18 protein-coding genes and 1 pseudogene are annotated in these 16,678 nt (G+C 57.7%); 15 read left to right on the top strand and 4 right to left on the bottom strand.

Annotated features, from left to right (window positions below):
- Positions 1-22 precede the first annotated feature (22 nt).
- From KGP22_RS05635 to KGP22_RS05620, 4 genes are read left to right on the top strand one after another with little or no spacing between them, the layout of a single operon-like run.
- Entirely contained in the window at positions 23-1,036 is a 1,014-nt protein-coding gene (locus KGP22_RS05635; protein ID WP_111964447.1) for an ABC transporter permease, read from the top strand.
- Positions 1,036-1,869, top strand: a complete 834-nt coding sequence (locus KGP22_RS05630; protein WP_111964448.1) for an ABC transporter permease — start codon at positions 1,036-1,038, stop codon at positions 1,867-1,869. Before KGP22_RS05635 ends, KGP22_RS05630 begins: the two co-directional genes overlap by 1 nt.
- Positions 1,862-2,698: an ABC transporter ATP-binding protein gene (locus tag KGP22_RS05625; protein ID WP_223581523.1), complete on the top strand. Its 837-nt coding sequence runs from the start codon at positions 1,862-1,864 to the stop codon at positions 2,696-2,698. Before KGP22_RS05630 ends, KGP22_RS05625 begins: the two co-directional genes overlap by 8 nt.
- The gene (locus KGP22_RS05620) at positions 2,685-3,389 is read left to right on the top strand and encodes an ABC transporter ATP-binding protein (protein ID WP_223581520.1); all 705 of its coding nucleotides are present in this window, start codon (positions 2,685-2,687) and stop codon (positions 3,387-3,389) included. Before KGP22_RS05625 ends, KGP22_RS05620 begins: the two co-directional genes overlap by 14 nt.
- A 60-nt stretch (positions 3,390-3,449) precedes the next feature.
- On the opposite strand, the gene KGP22_RS05615 is transcribed toward KGP22_RS05620, so the two are convergent.
- The 4 genes from KGP22_RS05615 to budA all read right to left on the bottom strand — a co-directional run bounded on the left by KGP22_RS05615 (position 3,450) and on the right by budA (position 7,318).
- The gene (locus tag KGP22_RS05615; RefSeq protein ID WP_111964451.1) at positions 3,450-3,923 is read right to left on the bottom strand and encodes a cold shock domain-containing protein; all 474 of its coding nucleotides are present in this window, start codon (positions 3,921-3,923) and stop codon (positions 3,450-3,452) included.
- Between the two features lie 131 nt (positions 3,924-4,054).
- Positions 4,055-4,825 (bottom strand): (S)-acetoin forming diacetyl reductase, encoded by a 771-nt coding sequence (locus KGP22_RS05610; RefSeq protein WP_023618768.1) that lies wholly within the window; start codon positions 4,823-4,825, stop codon positions 4,055-4,057.
- A 20-nt stretch (positions 4,826-4,845) separates the two neighbouring features.
- Positions 4,846-6,525: an acetolactate synthase AlsS gene (gene alsS, locus KGP22_RS05605; protein WP_223581518.1), complete on the bottom strand. Its 1,680-nt coding sequence runs from the start codon at positions 6,523-6,525 to the stop codon at positions 4,846-4,848.
- Between the two features lie 13 nt (positions 6,526-6,538).
- Positions 6,539-7,318, bottom strand: a complete 780-nt coding sequence (budA, locus tag KGP22_RS05600) for an acetolactate decarboxylase (RefSeq protein WP_223582395.1) — start codon at positions 7,316-7,318, stop codon at positions 6,539-6,541.
- 105 nt (positions 7,319-7,423) lie between these two features.
- Between budA and KGP22_RS05595 the strand changes: the two genes are divergently transcribed.
- From KGP22_RS05595 to KGP22_RS05545, 11 genes and pseudogenes are all read left to right on the top strand, one after another.
- The gene (locus KGP22_RS05595; protein ID WP_115874437.1) at positions 7,424-8,305 is read left to right on the top strand and encodes a LysR family transcriptional regulator; all 882 of its coding nucleotides are present in this window, start codon (positions 7,424-7,426) and stop codon (positions 8,303-8,305) included.
- 228 nt (positions 8,306-8,533) lie between these two features.
- Positions 8,534-9,391: a MurR/RpiR family transcriptional regulator gene (locus KGP22_RS05590; protein WP_111964456.1), complete on the top strand. Its 858-nt coding sequence runs from the start codon at positions 8,534-8,536 to the stop codon at positions 9,389-9,391.
- Between the two features lie 127 nt (positions 9,392-9,518).
- Positions 9,519-10,847, top strand: coding sequence for an aspartate aminotransferase family protein (locus KGP22_RS05585; protein WP_149366064.1), 1,329 nt, complete (start codon positions 9,519-9,521; stop codon positions 10,845-10,847).
- Positions 10,844-11,398, top strand: coding sequence for a carboxymuconolactone decarboxylase family protein (locus KGP22_RS05580; RefSeq protein ID WP_181574023.1), 555 nt, complete (start codon positions 10,844-10,846; stop codon positions 11,396-11,398). Before KGP22_RS05585 ends, KGP22_RS05580 begins: the two co-directional genes overlap by 4 nt.
- 125 nt (positions 11,399-11,523) lie before the next feature.
- The gene (glnH, locus tag KGP22_RS05575; RefSeq protein WP_111964458.1) at positions 11,524-12,276 is read left to right on the top strand and encodes a glutamine ABC transporter substrate-binding protein GlnH; all 753 of its coding nucleotides are present in this window, start codon (positions 11,524-11,526) and stop codon (positions 12,274-12,276) included.
- A gap of 50 nt (positions 12,277-12,326) precedes the next feature.
- On the top strand, positions 12,327-12,983 hold the full coding sequence (gene glnP / locus KGP22_RS05570; protein ID WP_024906945.1) for a glutamine ABC transporter permease GlnP: 657 nt from the start codon (positions 12,327-12,329) through the stop codon (positions 12,981-12,983).
- A gap of 2 nt (positions 12,984-12,985) precedes the next feature.
- Positions 12,986-13,708, top strand: a complete 723-nt coding sequence (gene glnQ, locus KGP22_RS05565) for a glutamine ABC transporter ATP-binding protein GlnQ (protein WP_111964479.1) — start codon at positions 12,986-12,988, stop codon at positions 13,706-13,708.
- Positions 13,709-13,729: 21 nt separating this feature from the next.
- Positions 13,730-14,761, top strand: coding sequence for a C45 family peptidase (locus tag KGP22_RS05560; protein ID WP_223581516.1), 1,032 nt, complete (start codon positions 13,730-13,732; stop codon positions 14,759-14,761).
- A 231-nt stretch (positions 14,762-14,992) separates the two neighbouring features.
- Positions 14,993-15,447, top strand: a pseudogene (locus KGP22_RS05555) (hypothetical protein).
- Between the two features lie 138 nt (positions 15,448-15,585).
- Positions 15,586-16,176, top strand: coding sequence for a hypothetical protein (locus KGP22_RS05550; protein WP_111964461.1), 591 nt, complete (start codon positions 15,586-15,588; stop codon positions 16,174-16,176).
- 82 nt (positions 16,177-16,258) lie between these two features.
- A complete protein-coding gene (locus KGP22_RS05545) occupies positions 16,259-16,513 on the top strand; it encodes a hypothetical protein (RefSeq protein ID WP_111964480.1) in 255 nt (84 codons plus the stop codon).
- The last annotated feature ends 165 nt before the right edge of the window (positions 16,514-16,678 follow it).

The raw sequence follows: 16,678 nt of genomic DNA, 5'->3' as shown, positions 1-16,678 counted from the left end.
TTTTCAGGATAACAGTTTTCCCATGCCACATCTTTCCACCCGCGTGCTTCAGGGCCTGCTTACCCTGCTGCTTACGCTCTTCGGGCTGCTGCTCGTCACCTTTGCGCTCTCGGCGTTTTCACCGGTCGATCGCGTGCTGCAGATCGTAGGCGATCACGCCAGCCAGTCGACGTACGATCAGGTTCGCCACCAGCTAGGGCTGGATCGGCCCCTGCCCGTGCAGTTCTGGCATTACCTGCAAAACCTTGCCCACGGGGATTTAGGCACCGCCAGCGCCACCGGACAGCCGGTGCTGCAGGATCTGCTGCACGCCTTCCCCGCCACGCTGGAGCTGGCAACGCTGGCGTTAATCATCGGCGCCGTGCTCGGCGTGACTGCCGGAGTGCTGTGCGCTCGCTACGCCGGTTCGCCGCTCGATTTAGCCATCAGAACCCTCACCCTGCTCGGCAACTCGGTGCCGATCTTCTGGCTCGGCCTGCTGATGCTGGCCCTGTTCTACGCGAAGCTGCAGTGGAGCGCGGGCCCCGGCAGGCTGGACGATATCTGGCAGTTCACCGTCGAGCCGCGCACCGGCTTTGCGCTGATAGATACCTGGCTTTCCGGCGATCGCGAGGCGTTCCGCAACGCCCTCAGCCACCTGGTGCTGCCGGTGCTGCTGCTGGCCTATTACTCGCTGGCAAGCATTACCCGCCTGACGCGCTCGGCCTGCCTGAGCGAGATGAACAAAGAGTACATCCTGCTTGCCCGCGCAAAAGGTGCCGGGGAGATGACCATCCTGCTGCGACACGTGCTGCCGAACATTCGCGGCACCCTGCTGACGGTGATCGCGCTGGCCTACACCAGCATGCTGGAGGGCGCGGTATTAACCGAAACCGTCTTCTCATGGCCCGGGATCGGGCGCTATCTCACCACCGCCCTGTTCGCAGGAGACACCACCGCGGTCATGGGCGGCACGCTGCTGATTGGCGTCTGCTTTGTCCTGATCAATAACCTTACCGACCTGCTCGTGCGGGCAACCGATCCCAGGGTACGCTGATGCCGTTATATCTCTTCTTACGCCGGCTGCGCCGCTCCCCTGCCGCATTTTGCGGGCTGGTTGCCATCGCGCTGCTGGGGGTTATTGCCCTGTTCGCGCCGTTGCTGGCCCCGGTTGACCCGAACTGGCAGGACGCCGCCGCGCGCCTTCAGGCACCCAATATCCAGCACTGGCTGGGCACCGACAGCTACGGGCGCGACCTGCTTTCACGTCTGATTTACGGCACCCGTCCGGCGCTCGGGCTGGTGGCGCTGGTTACCGTCATTACCCTGCCCGCCGGGCTGCTGGTGGGAATTTTGTCCGGCTACTACGGCGGCTGGCTGGAGCGCATCCTGATGCGTTTTACCGACGTGGTGATGTCGATGCCTCGCCTGATCCTCGCCTTCGCGTTTGTGGCGATGCTTGGCCCGGGGCTGGTCAACGGCGCGCTGGCGCTGGCCTTAACCACCTGGCCCGCATACGCGCGTCAGGCGCGGAGTGAAATTCAGCGTCTGCGCCACAGCGATTACCTGGCCGCCGCGGAGATGATGGGCATTCGCGGCCTGCGCCTGCTGGTCGGGCATATTCTGCCCCTGTGTTTGCCGTCCGCGATTGTGCGGCTGGCGCTGGATCTGGCAGGCATTATTCTGGCCGCCGCCGGTCTCGGCTTCCTCGGCCTTGGCGCACGTCCGCCCATGGCCGAATGGGGAGCGATGATTGCCGACGGCATGCAGGTGATTTTCGACCAGTGGTGGATTGCCGCCATTCCGGGCGGGGCCATCCTGTTTGCCAGCCTGGCGTTTAACCTGCTGGGCGATGGCCTGCGCGACGTTCTGGAGCCACAGCATGAATGAACCCCGCGTCATCGTCGATGCGCTGAATATCGACTACCCCGCCGCGCGCGTGGTCAACAATCTGAGCTTTACGCTTGGCAACGAGCGGCTGGCGCTGGTGGGGGAATCCGGCTCCGGCAAGTCCATGTCCGCCCGCGCCCTGATGGGTCTGGTGCGCAAACCCGGTATTGTAAGCGCCAACCGGCTTAACGTGCTTGGCAACGATCTGCTGACCCTGAACGCCCGCCGCTGGCAGGCGCTGCGCGGTAACGGGATTGCGATGGTCCTGCAGGACCCGCGCTACGCGCTGAATCCGGCGAAAAACGTCGCTGCTCAGCTTGATGAGGCGCAGACCCTGCATCAGCGCCTGCCCCGCGCTGAACGCCTGGCGCGCATTCACGACATCCTCCGCGCCGTCGGACTCAACGAACATGTCCTCCAGCGCTATCCCGGCGAACTCTCCGGGGGCATGGGCCAGCGGGTGATGATTGCGATGGCGCTGATCAACAACCCGCAGGTGCTGATTGCCGATGAACCCACCTCCGCGCTGGACGCCCGCCTGCGCAACCAGATCCTCGAGCTGCTGGTGCAGCAGTGCGAAGAACGCCAGATGGCGATGCTGTTAATCAGCCACGATCTGCCGCTGGTGGCGGAACACTGCGACCGCGTGCTGGTGATGTATCAGGGCGAAAAGGTCGATGAGATGGCGGCAAGCCATCTCCCGCAGGCGACGCATCCGTACACGCGAACCCTGTGGACCTGTCGTCCAGACGCCAATACCTATGGACAGATGCTGCCGACGCTCGACCGTTCGCAGCCGTGGAAGGAGGCCAGCGATGGCGCTCGTTGAGGTTAACCAGGTGCAGGTCACCTTCGGGGAAAAAACGGCGGTTTCGGCCGCCAGCTTTAGCATTGAGAGAGGCGAGACGTTCAGCCTGATCGGTGAATCCGGCTGCGGCAAATCGACCCTTCTGCGCGTGCTGGCTGGGCTGCAGCGCGAGTGGCGCGGCAGTATTGCGCTACTGGGAGAAGCGTTAACGCCAGGACGACGTTTTGAAGGCGAGCTTCGCCGCAACGTGCAGATGGTATTTCAGGATCCGTGGGCGTCGCTGCACCCGAACCACACCATTGCGCGCACCCTGTCGGAGCCGTTAAAAATCCACGGCGAAACGCAGATTGCCGAAAAGGTGGCGGATGCGCTGCAGCAGGTGGGGCTTTCCGCCGACGCGGGCAGGCGCTACCCGCACCAGCTTTCCGGCGGCCAGCGCCAGCGCGTGGCTATTGCCCGCGCGCTGCTGCTGCGCCCGCAGCTTCTGCTGCTGGACGAGCCGACCTCGGCGCTGGATATGTCGGTGCAGGCGGAGATCCTGAACCTGCTCAACCGTCTTAAGGCCGAGCACGAGATGACCTATCTGCTGGTGAGCCACGACGCGGACGTGATTGCCCATATGTCCGACCGGGCGGCGTTTATGGCGCACGGGAAGATCCAGAAGGTGTTTGACCGTGAGGCTATGTTAAGAGGCGAGCACAGGATGGAGTAAACCGTGCGGCGGCGCGGGTTTTCCAGGCCGGGTAAGGCATCGCCGCCACCCGGCCTACAATTACTTCAGCAGCTTCACCGTGGCATCAATGTCGATCTCATCTTCGGTGAAGATCAGCGTCGTGTTCTGGAAGGTGGTGATCGCCAGCTTCTTCACCGTGCGCATTTCGCCCGGCTTTTTATCAGATTTCGGCTTGATGCTGTTCATCAGCAGCCCCACCGACAGCACCGCATTCTCTTTGTCGATTTTGGTATCGGCAGGCTCTTCTTCGCTGAACACCACGAAGGACTTGATCGAGCTGAGCTTCACGCGCTCGCCTGCGATATAGAGATGTTTGCTTTCGGGGATCACCTTCACCGCGTAGGCGGAAAGGCCTTTGTTGTTGGTCGTTGGCTCAAAGGTCACCGCGGCATCTTTCTTAATCAGATCGGGGTTCGCGACCTTAATCACATGAAAATAGCGGTTGTCGCCGTTTTCATCTTTGATAAATCCAAAGCCTTTATCTTTAAACCACGTTGTGATTGTACCGTTCATCGCTGTTACCGCCTGTCAGATCGTAATGACTAAAGTTTTGCAGCGCGCAGTGTAATGCACAATGACGGAGGAGACAAAAAAAAGCCCCTGCACGGGTGCAGGGGAAAACTCATGTCAGAGCTTATTAGAATTTAGTTGAACACCATCCCGCCATCGATGAGCAGAGACTGGCCGGTCATGTAGTCGGAATCCGGTCCCGCCAGGTATGAAACGCAGGCGGCGACATCTTCCGGTTCGGACAGGCGGCCAAGCGTGATGCGTTTGGCAAAGGTTTCGGTACCGTAGCCGAGCGGTTTACCCGCCGCCTCGGAAACCTGACGGTCAATCTCTGCCCACATCGGCGTTTTAACGATGCCCGGGCAGTAGGCGTTAACGGTGATCCCCAGCGGAGCAAGATCCCGCGCGGCGGTCTGGGTTAGGCCGCGCACCGCGAATTTACTGGAACTGTAGACGGCCAGCTCGGGGTTGCCGGTGTGGCCCGCCTGGGAGCAGGCGTTGATGATTTTGCCGCCGTGCCCCTCTTTGCGGAACGCGTCAATCGCCGCCTGGATCCCCCAGATCACCCCTTTCACGTTAATGTTGTAGACCTTATCGACAATCTCTGGCGTGATGGATTCGATTGGCGTGGACGGCGCGATCCCGGCGTTGTTAACGATCACGTGGAAACCGCCCAGCGCGGTGCGGGCTTTCTCTACCGCCGCAAATACCTGCTCGCGGTCAGAGACGTCCACCTTCACGGCGACGGCGTTACCGCCGTTGCGGATAATTTCATCGGCCACGGCTCTGGCCGTCTCCGCGTTATAGTCGGCGATGGCGACGGCAAAGCCATCTTTCACCAGGCGAAGCGCAATCGCTTTACCAATCCCCTGGCCTGAGCCTGTTACGAGAGCAACTTTTTGCATTTCTCTGTCCTTATGTTGAGTCACAAAATCTGGCTGAGATGGAGCTGGCCCATCAGCAGCGGGTTATCGCTGTAGTCGACCGGAATGGCCACCACGGCCGGGCCATCCACATCCATCGCCGCACGCAGCGTGGGTTCGAGCGCGTCGGCGCTCTCCACGGCAAAGCCTTTCGCGCCAAAGGCGTCGGCATAGACTTTGAAATCGACCGGGCCGAACTCGACGCCGGAAAGACGCTGGTATTTTTTCTCTTCCTGAATGGCAACCATGTTGTAGCCGTTATCCACCCAGATGATGTGCAGCACGTTAGCGTTGAGGCGCACCGCGGTTTCCAGCTCCATGCTTGACTGCAGGAAGCCGCCGTCGCCGGAGACCGAAACCACCTTGCGGCGCGGGTTGACCAGCCACGCGCCAATCGCCCACGGCAGCGCGACGCCCATGGTCTGCTGACCGTTGGAGATCATCACCTGACGCGCACGGAAGCTGTAGAGGTAGCGGGCGATCCAGATGTGGAAGCTGCCCATATCCACGGTGAGCGTCACGTCGTTATTCACGATATCCTGCATGGCCCGCACGATGCGCAGCGGGTGCAGGGCAAACTGGTTGAGCGAGGCGCCGCGACGATCGAGCAGATCGCGCTGATGCTGGCGATCGACCAGAATTTCGGAGGCCCGCTGGCTCAGCTCGAGCTTATGGTCGATACGGTTAGCGAGCAGGTTCAGCGTTTCGGCAATGTCCCCCACCAGCTCCAGATCCGGCACGTAGTTACGTTCTTCATAGGCAGGCAGCACGTCAATGTGCACCAGCGTGGCGTCGCCGCTGTTCCACATGGATGGCTCGTACTCCACAGGGCTGTAGCCGATGCAGATAATCAGATCCGCCAGATGGAGCAGCCGGTCGCCCGCCTGGTTATTGAACAGACCGACGCGTCCGGCGAAGCGGGTGAAGTGCTCCTGATTCACCGCCCCGGCGGCCTGATAGGTGCTGGTGACCGGAATACGGCTTTTTTCCAGCAGCTTGCGCAGCGCGGCGCTGTTGGCGGGCTGGCTCGCCATGAGCCCCAGCAGGATGACCGGGTTTTTGGCCTTTTCGATAAGCTTCGCCACGTCGTTAATGGCGGATTCCGGTGCCGGGCCCATCAGCGCCGGGCCGCTGGCAGGCAAAATTGCTCCCGTGGCGGGCTGGTCGACAATATCCTGCGGCAGGCTGACGAACGCGCCCCCCGGCCTGCCGTGCTCGGCGGCGCGAAACGCGTTGGAAACCACCTCAGCAATCGCGTCCGGCGCACTCACTTCGACGGCGTATTTGGTGACCGGGCTGAACATGGCGACGGTGTCCATGCTCTGGTGCACCAGTTTGGCTTTATCTGCCCGCTTCACCGCCCCGCCCAGCGCCACGACCGGGTCGCCTTCGCTGTTGGCGGTGGCAATGCCGGTGATCAGGTTCGAACAGCCGGGCCCGGAGGTCACCAGCGCCACCCCGGCCCTGCCGGTCAGACGCCCTACCGCCGCCGCCATAAACGCCGCGTTGGCTTCGTGACGCACCGGAATAATCTCGATGGAGGAATCCAGCAGGGAGTCAAAGACCTTGTCGATTTTCGCCCCCGGGATCCCGAACACCTGCTTCACGCCCTGCGCTTCCAGCTGGCCGACAACCAAATCGGCGCCGTGCGCCCACTGACGTGACTGTTTCTCACTGTTCACGATAGTTCTCCTGTTAGTTTTCGACGGAACGGATCGCTGCGTCCAGATTGCTGGGGTGAAGGTTGGCCTGTAAAAACGCGTTGTCGGCGGGCAGGTCAATCATCAGCTTGTGAATTTCACCGAAGGTGAGCACGCCGCTCTCCAGCTGGTAATCGAGCAGATGGCCCCCGCCCTGACGGTCGTCGGTGATGAAATGTTCGTGGTAGCCCGCCACGTTGATGCCCTGCATATGCTGCGGCGTGCGGAACCCGACCAGCACCCCTTCGCGCTGGTTAAAGCGGAACACCGGCTGGTCGTCCAGCACGTCGGTCATCGCGCGGTACGGCGGCGTCTGGCGCGGTACGGTGCGGGTGTGGGCATGGCGGAAGTTGCCGTCAATGCGCAGCGCGCAGAACAGGTTATCGGAGGGGATCTGCTGGTCGATGACGTCGTGGATCTGCTGACGGCTAACCGGCGCGTCGAAGGTTTTACGGTACTGCGGCTGGAACCAGGTCATCACCGCGAACGGCGTTTTCTGCTCCGGCTTCGCGGCCCGGGCGCTGCCGTCGGCGCGCAGCTGGTACACCTGGCTGCTGAAGGCAATCATTTCGCCGTCCAGCTCGTTGAAGGTGCCCAGACCAAAATCACCGTGTGCCAGCAGATCGGCGATGGTGGTCTCTCCTTCATACACGCCGCTTAGCAGGGCGCTCATTAGCGATGTCTGATAGATCACGCTGTCAGGATGCTGGGCGGAGAACCCGCGCAGGGTCTCGCACAAGCTGGCTTCACAGTCGCAGGCAGATGAATGCACCATCATGCTCGTCCTCTTCAACTTTATTTAGAAAGGTTAAATAAATGTTGACCCGATTCAGCAGAGAGTTCCAATATAGAAACCATGCTGGTTTGAGACGTTTTAGATATGGAACTTCGTTATCTGCGGTATTTTGTCGCGGTTGCACGCGAGCGACACTTCACCAGGGCGGCCGAAGCGCTGGGTATTTCACAGCCTCCTCTGAGTCAGCAGATCAAACGGCTTGAAGAGGAAGTCGGTACGCCGCTGTTCAGGCGCCTGACGCGGGGCGTGGAGCTGACCGAGGCGGGAGAAGCCTTCTACGAGGACGCCTGCAAGATCCTGGCGCTGAGCGACGCCGCGCTGGAAAAAGCCCGCGGCATCGCGCGCGGGCTGAACGGAAACCTGTCGATTGGCATCACCAGCTCCGATGCTTTTCATCCCAAAATTTTCGCGCTGATTCGCCAGTTTCAGGTGCAGAATATGGCGGTGCAGGTTCACCAGGTGGAAGCCAATATGTCGTCGCTAACGACGATGCTGGCGGAGGGTGAACTGGATATCGCCTTCGTGCGCCTGCCGTGCGAGAGCAGCAAGGCGTTCGAGTTAAAAATCCTCGACCGGGAGCCGATGGTGGTGGCGCTGCATCGCGACCATCCGCTGGCGGCGTGCGGTTCGCTGGCGTTAGAGCAGCTTCGGGATACGCCAGTAGTGTTGTTCCCGCAGGAGGTCGCGCCGGGGCTGTACGAGCGGGTTCACGGCTGCTGCGAGCGGGCCGGAATCGACGTGCAGCACGCGCTGCAGTCGTCGCAGCTTTCCTCCTCCCTGAGCATGGTTTCCGCCGGCGGCGGGTTCGCGCTGGTGCCGAAATCCATGGCGGCCATTTCTCCGCCGAATGTCACCTACCACGCGCTGAGCTCGCCGGAGCTTTATACCGATATCGCGCTCTGCTGGCGGCGGTTTGAACGCTCGCGGACGGTGAAGCGGTTTTTGACGATGCTGAACGAGGGGTGACGGCAGCGCGGCTGTGCCCGGCGGCGCTGCGCTTGCGCGGGCCTACGGTTGGGGACGCGGTCAGGTTGGGTTTCACACGCCTGATGCTCTCTGTTCAGCTCCCCGTTGACTTATTTACGCTGTGTTTTCATCATCCGTTTCCGGGACAACGCGAGTCCGTTCAGTCTGCGAAGATCGAACGTCACTTGACAACTGCAGCGCTAACCTTAAAAAGCAGGACTATTTGCTATGAATCCAAGGGAAAATATTGTCAGTACATTCAGTGAGTTGTCTGCAGAATTACAGCGTGCTGCCGAGTTCTCGCTACAGAATACCAATCAACTGGTCGTGCTATCGATGCGCGCCTTCGCAAGTGAAGCCGGTGTGAAACCCGCCACGCTGCTGAGGTTGGCGCAACGATTAGGCTACAACGGCTGGGGTGAACTCAAGGACGCATTCATTGATGAACTCGGACTGCGCAATGATACATATGTATCAAAGGCCGAGAAGCTGATCGCCAAAGGCACTCAGCCGCAGTTATATGAAGAGGTGTTTCAGGCGCATCAGGCAAATTTGGCTTTTACACAGCACGAAAACCATCAGGCGATGGAGCAGGCCGTATCGCTGCTGGACGCGGCTGAGAATGTCTATATTTGCGGCTTCCGGGCCAGCTTTCCTATCGCCTGGTCGCTGTTTTATGTCTACCGACTGTTTAATCGTCAAGCGTCGCTCATTGATGGTCTGGCGAGCAACATCGAAGTGTTCACACGTGAATTAACAGCACAAGATTGCCTGTTACTCACCAGTTTTGCCCCCTATTCCCGTGAGTCGCTGGATGTCCTGCGTGCGGCCCGGCAGGCGGGCGCGACAATCGTCGCCATCACGGATTCTCCCGTCTCGCCATTAGCCCAGGCTGCCGATTGCACGCTGCTATTCTCTGTCGACAGCCCGTCATTTTTCCCTTCCGTAGTGTCGGGTATGGGGCTCGCCGAGTGTTTACTGGCGATGCTGGTCGCGCGACATGGTCGGGATGCAGTGAATAAAATCGAAAATGCTGAACGCTATCTTATCGACTCTGGTGCCTATGTGGTCCCTGGGAAACCCTGAAAAATGATTCATTTGCATTCGGCATAAGAAAACAGAATGCATTTGGATCAAAATGAAATTGACGCGATACAAATGGATCCTGCAAGATGCGCTTTATTAGCACAGCGCATTCAGGAGCAGGACCCGCATGACCCATATCATTCACCGCAGTTTACGCAGCACGCCCGCCGTGGCGGTACGCGCCCAGGGGGCGTACATTTTTGATGCACAGGGAAAACAGTATCTGGATGCCTGCGGTGGCGCCGCCGTTTCCTGTTTAGGCCACGCGCATCCTGACGTGCTGGCTGCGATGCATCGCCAGATCGATCGGCTGGCCTATGCCCACACCAGTTTTTTTACCAGCGACACCGTTGAACAGCTTGCTGAACAGCTGACGCGCACCGCGCCTGGCGATCTTAACTATGCCTATTTCGTTTCGGGCGGTTCGGAAGCGGTTGAAACCGCGCTTAAGCTGGCGCGCCAGTACTTTGTTGAGATCGGACAGCCGTCGCGCACCAAATTTATCGCCCGTAAGCAGAGCTATCATGGCAATACCCTTGGGGCGCTCGCGGTGGGAGGCAACGAATGGCGTCGCCGCCAGTTTGCTCCCTTGCTGATCGACGTGATCCGCGTTTCGGCCTGCAATGAATATCGCGACCGCCGCGCAGACGAAACCCAGCAGCAATACACCACGCGTCTGCTCAACGAGCTGGAGCAAGCCATTATTGAGGCCGGTCCCGACACCATTATTGGTTTCTGTGCAGAAACCGTGGTGGGAGCCACCACCGGCGCCACGCCGCCTACCCCGGGCTATCTTAAAGGCGTGCGCAACCTGTGTGATAAATACGGCATCCTCTATATCGCGGATGAAGTCATGTGTGGCATGGGACGCACCGGCACATTGCATGCGTTTGAACAGGATGATGTGGTGCCGGATTTGGTGACCATCGCGAAGGGGCTGGGGGGCGGCTATCAGCCGATTGGCGCAGTATTAGCGAGCGAGAAGGTTGTCTCAGCGCTGCAGGCCGGTAGCGGTCTGTTCCAGCACGGGCACACCTACATTTGCCACGCGACCGCCGCTTCCGCAGCTCTGGCCGTGCAGCAGGTGATTGCGCGCGATAATTTGCTGCAGGCGGTCAGGCAACAGGGGGCTTACCTGCACAACGCATTGCGTGAAGTGCTGGGGGAATTACCGCACGTCGGTGATACGCGCGGGCGCGGCTTGTTTGCGGGGGTTGAGCTGGTGCGCGATAAAGCCAGCAAAACCCCCTTCGATCCTGCCCTGAAGCTGCATGCAGCAATCAAAGCAAACTGTATGTCACGTGGGCTGATGGTCTATCCAATGGGTGGAACCATTGACGGACAGTACGGCGACCATATCCTGATCGCACCACCGTTTATCGTCACGCCTGGCCAGCTCGACTTTGTGGTGGACACGCTGAACACCGTGATTCGCGAAGAGACCAGCAAATTATGATCAATCGTTTACCGCCGCTGGCGGAGCATGAGTGGGACGACCAGCAGCGCGCGTTGGCCGAAGAGATAATCAACGGGCCCCGCGGTGCGCTGCTGCCACCTTTCGAGCCGCTGCTGCGCAGTCCAGAGCTCATGGCGCATGCGCAACGCATGGGAGAATACCTGCGTTATCGCAGCGCGCTGGGACAGCGCCTGTCGGAACTGGCGATTTTGATGACCGCGCGGCACTGGTCGCAGCCTGTTGAGTGGGCGATTCACGCGCCGATAGCGCGCGAGAAGGGTATTTCTGCCGCGTCGGTGCAGGCGATTAATGAAAAGCGTCTTCCAGAGGATCTGCAGCCAGATGAATGGGCGGTCTATCACTTTTGCAAGGAGTTACAGGAGCAGCAGAAGGTCAGCGATGCCACCTGGCAGCACGCTATCGCGCTCTGGGGCGAGAAAGGCGTGGTGGATCTGATCGGCATTAATGGCTATTACAGTTTTCTCTCAATGGTAATGAACGGCGCACAGACGCCGGTACCCGACAGCCGGGATGAGATTATTCCCGCATAAGCTTTCGCTTTAAATCTGGCGCATGAAAGTGCGCCCTGCATATCAACTTTTTATTTTCCCATTCCGCCGATGTATTTCGCCGGGTGACATTCATGCACGCTACTTCACTGACGCCGAGGGTTATCATGTCTGGATTATTCACTAAATTAAAAGTTACGTTAGCGCTGGTCGCTTGCTCCGCCAGTTTTGTGGCACAAGCGCAGGATAAATTAACGGTTGGCGTTGATACCGCCTTTGTCCCCTTTGAATTTAAACAAGGCGATAAATACGTCGGCTTTGATATTGATTTGTGGGATGCCATAGCTAAAAAAATGGATGTCAGCTACGAATTACGCCCGATGGATTTTGGGGGACTGATCCCGGGTTTACAATCACGCAATCTGGATGTCGCCATGGCGGGCATTACGATAACCGACGCGCGTAAACAGGTCGTCGATTTCAGCGACGGTTATTATGATGCTGATTTACTAATGGCGGTGAAAAGCAGCGATAACACCATTACTAAATTCAGCGATTTAGCAGGAAAGAAAGTGGGATTAAAGCAGGGAACGGCGGCGGCCAGCTTTATGAAAAGCAAATATAAGGCGAACTATGTTGAATTCCCGAATATCGACAACGCCTATCTTGATTTGCAGGCCGGTAACCTTGATGCCGTGGTGCATGATTCCCCCAACGTGCTCTATTACGTAAAAACGGCGGGCGATGGCAAAGTGAAATCGACCGGCGAGACTGACAGCATTCTGCCGCAGCACTATGGCTTTGCCATGCAGAAGAACAGCGCTCTGACGCCGAAGATCAACGCTGCGCTGCAGGCGTTACGTGCGGACGGGACGTACAGCAAGATTTACGTGAAGTGGTTTGCTAAACAGCCAAAATAATCCCGCCAGGTCGGAGCGATCCGACCTCGTTGCATCTTAACGGGTAACATATGAATTTCGACAGTAAATATATTTGGGAGTCCCTGCCGCTGCTGTTGCAAGGACTACAGCTGACGCTGATTATTTCATTATCAGGTTTATTGGGTGGTTTTGTTATTGGCCTGCTGGCGGGAACCTGCCGGGCGCTCGGAGGAAAAATATCAAAGACAGTCTCTTTAGTCTTTGTCGAGTTAATCCGCGGAACGCCTATTATGGTGCAAGTGATGTTTATTTACTTCGCACTCCCCATGGTGTTACCGATTCATATCGACCCGGTAACGGCGGCCATTACGACCATTGTGATTAACTCGGGTGCTTATATTGCAGAAATCACCCGAGGAGCGATCCTCTCAATTAATAAAGGTTTTAGAGAGGCCAGCCTGGCAATGGGATTATCCCAGCGCAGCACGCTATGGCATGTCATTATGCCGCTGGCATTACGCCGGATGATCCCTGCGTTGGGTAATCAGTGGATTATCAGTATTAAAGACACCTCGCTGTTTATTGTGATTGGTGTGGCGGAATTGACTCGTCAGGGGCAAGAAATTATTGCCGGTAATTTCCGCGCGCTGGAAGTCTGGACCGCAGTGGCAATGATCTACCTGCTGGTGACGCTGTGCCTGAGTTTCCTGCTGAAGCAACTGGAGAAGAGGATCCATATTTTATGAGCATGGTTGAATTTAGCGCGGTGTCGAAAAATTTCGGTGCCACTCGGGTGCTGCACGACATCAATTTAAAAATTGATGCTGGCGAAGTCGTGGTGATCATCGGACCTTCCGGTTCGGGCAAATCGACGCTGCTGCGCTGCATTAACAAGCTGGAGGAAATTTCCTCCGGCACGCTGCTGGTAGCGGGAATGCATATTACCGATCCTCACGCTAACGAATGTGATATCCGCCGTGAAGCCGGGATGGTGTTTCAGCAGTTCCATCTGTTTCCCCACCTGACGGCGCTGGAGAATGTGATGTTTGGTCCGGTTCGCGTACGCAAACAGAGCAAAGCCGCCGCGCGGGAACAGGCGCTGGCGCTGCTGGACCGCGTTGGCTTACGCGAACGCGCCAGTCACTACCCATCAGAGCTTTCTGGCGGTCAGCAGCAACGCGTGGCCATCGCCAGAGCCCTGGCGGTGAAGCCGAAAATGATGCTGTTCGATGAGCCGACATCAGCGCTGGACCCCGAATTACGGCATGAGGTGCTGAAAGTCATGCGCTCGCTGGCCGAAGAAGGCATGACCATGGTGATTGTGACCCATGAAATTGGCTTCGCCCGCGATGTGGCATCGCGGCTCATCTTTATTGATGGCGGTACCATTGCCGAAGATGGTCCACCTGATATGCTGCTGAATAGCAGTCGCAATCCACGCCTGAAAGAATTTTTGCAACACGTATCCTGAATAGAAGTGAATGATAACCCTATGAAAAAAATCGACATTCTTGGTTCCGCTTTTGCAGTAGGTCAGGCGCTTGGCGCGTTCGGACGCGAGGCCTGGCATGCAAAACTGACGCAAACGGCGCTGTGGCAAACCGTTACCGCCATGAAAGACGCAGAACAGACCCGGAGCATGCGCTCGCGGGTGCAGTCTCAGTATCCCCCGATCTGGCAGGAGCTGGAGGGATTGGCCGAGGGCCTGGATGCACCGTTTGATGAGGTGTTTGCCTGGAACTGCCGCGGCGATCTGGTGCGCTCAACCTCTGATGGTTGCACCACGGTAGCGGGAAGCACCGCGGAGGGAGAGCTGATTATCGCGCATAATGAAGACGGTTTCCCGCAGCTTCGCAATGACTGCGCCATCGTCAGCATCACCCCGGATGATGGCCTGGCGTTCACCAGTTTCGCATATCCGGGATCGATTTGCGGACACACCTTCGCCGTAAACGAAAAGGGTGTGGTGAACACGGTGAATAACATACGCGCTTTGCACCGTCCGAACGGCATGCCGCGCCAGATACTTGCCCGCGCTGCGCTGAATGCCGCCAGCCTGGATGAAGCTATCACTATACTGACCTCATCACCACGCGCCGGAGCCTTTCATCATACGCTGGGACAAATGGGAGACAGCCGGCTGTTTAGCGTGGAGGCGACGGGAACAGGCTGTTCCGTCACGCCGCTGCGGGATGTTTTCGCCCATGCTAATCACCTTATCCACCCTCAGCTTGATGCGGTTGAGCAGGTAATCACTGACAGCTCCCGGTCACGCCAGCAGCGGCTAAACGCCTGGCTGGATACGCAATCTCACCTTGATGCTGCAGCGGCTCTGGGTATTCTTTCAGACCAGCATGATCCCGCGCTCCCGATTTATCGTCTCTCGCCACACGACCCGGATGAAGAGAACACGCTGGCCACGGCCATTTTTACCCTGAGTACGTCGCAGATAAAATGGCAGATATTCACACACGATCGGCAAAAACCCATTTTACAGCAGGAAGGCCCGGCGGCGCTGCGCTAGCGCGGGCCTACAGGGCTGTGATTTTTGTAGGCCGGGTCAGGCGTAGCCGCCACCCGGCAATGCCGTTCTGGAAGCTGCCTCGCAAACCTGCAAGCAACCTTATGTAATTCAGGGGCATCCCCTTTCCTTCCTTTTTTCACCGCCGTAAAGTGCCTGCGTTGCGGCACATCCGTAACCGGGCGTAGGAACCCGTTAGCATGACATGACATTTTTGGACAAAGAGGATGCTAAATGGCGACTATCCCTGAATTTTCCTACGCGCTTTCTGAGGAAAGCGCTGTTCATCATCTCATCAACCACCCAAATTCCGATTCCGCGGATCTCTTCGAACTGGCCGATGCCTGCGCCGCTTACGTAAGCGTACTGGTGGAAACGGCGACGCGGTGACGTTTGCCATGCTCTGTACGCGATTACTGGCTGCGCTGAAACGGCTGCGCGAGTGCTGTGACTCGGAACTTCCGCCGTATCTGGTTGAACAGTTGGTTGCGGGGGAAAAGATTACCTCCTGCGTGCCGGACTGCTGGCAGGAAACGACGTTGCAGGTGGATTATGCCGTAGCGTTAACGCTGGCGGTGATGGGCGGAACACTGCCCATGAGCGTGGCGAAAGAACTGACCGGGCTGCTGCATGATATGGTCTGGCTGCTGGCGGAGTTTGTGAAGGAGCCGTATATCACGGCACACTGAGGCGGGTGATGGGAGGCCGGAATTCTGCTGCTGCGGATGGGGGAGCATTTCGGCCAGATACCCTCTCTTTTCCTGGTAATTGCTTGCGGAACGCCATCTGATACTCTGGCTGCACTCAAGGGATGACAAGGAAGAGAAATGCTGAATCCTGGATTCGTAACCCGCAAAGCGCTTGCTCAGTGGCAGGATGTCCCCGCTTTTTTACCTCAGTTCCAGTTTCATGAAAAACACCGAACGGTCATTCATACTGCGCATCCCGAACATATTCTGCCGTTGATTGCAAACTTTGACGTCCGGCAAGATGTCGTCATTCGGCGGCTGATGTTTTTACGGCAATTACCGCAGAAATTTCTGCGTAATCAGCAGGCTAACTCCATCGGCAACTTTGGCTTGCACAGTTTTACCCTTTTGAAAAACTCAGCATCTGAGCTCTGCTATGGCTTGCGAGGACAGTTCTGGCGTTCAAATTTTGGTCTGGAAAAAGTACCGGATGTCAGCGCTTTTCAGACGTCAGTGACGCCGGGCAGCGCGACATTGTTGCTGCGCTATCAAGTAACGGAATTGGCGCCAGGGCAGCATGAACTCAGTACAGAAACGTTCGTATATTGCCCGGACAGAAGCACCCGGCTCAGAATGGCGGCTTACTGGCTGGCAATACGGGCGGGCAGCGGCTGGATCCGTAAAAGGACGCTGAAGGCGGTCAGAGCGAATATTGAAAGTCAGACGTGAGGTGTACCTGTGAAATATTCCGAAAGGGAACCTTACGGGAATATTTTCCTGAACATTTATGGATAGAACAATGGAGGTTTTAATGAATAAACGCGCTATTGCCTGTTTGCTCTTACTCAGTTCATTCGCTGTAAATTCTGCTGATGGCGGTAAGGGTGGTGATGGAGGAAATGGCTCTGATGGCGGAAGCGGTTCTGATGGTACCGTCTCATCTAATGGCCGAGCGGGTTGTCCGGGCGGAACAGATCCGGATCCATCGGGGCATTTTTATCTTCCCGGTACAAAAAAACAATGCAACCCGGGGAAGCAGGATGCAATGAAGAGCGCCAGGCAATGAGATAAAGCGTCACAATACGCTAGCTCATCCTGATTCTGTTTCCTTACCTGCCTCCAGTCCCGGAAAAATGTTTAGCAAGGTAAAAGACAGGCATCACGACGACACCGACAGATAAGCGTTTATGGAAAGCTTCTCCATGAAAAAAAAAGAACCACCTGAGCGCTT

Origin of the sequence: Enterobacter sp. JBIWA005, from assembly GCF_019968805.1 — a bacterium.
Taxonomy (GTDB): domain Bacteria; phylum Pseudomonadota; class Gammaproteobacteria; order Enterobacterales; family Enterobacteriaceae; genus Enterobacter; species Enterobacter vonholyi.
Note: the sequence above shows the minus strand (reverse complement) of the source record. Positions and strands in the feature narration are given on the sequence as shown.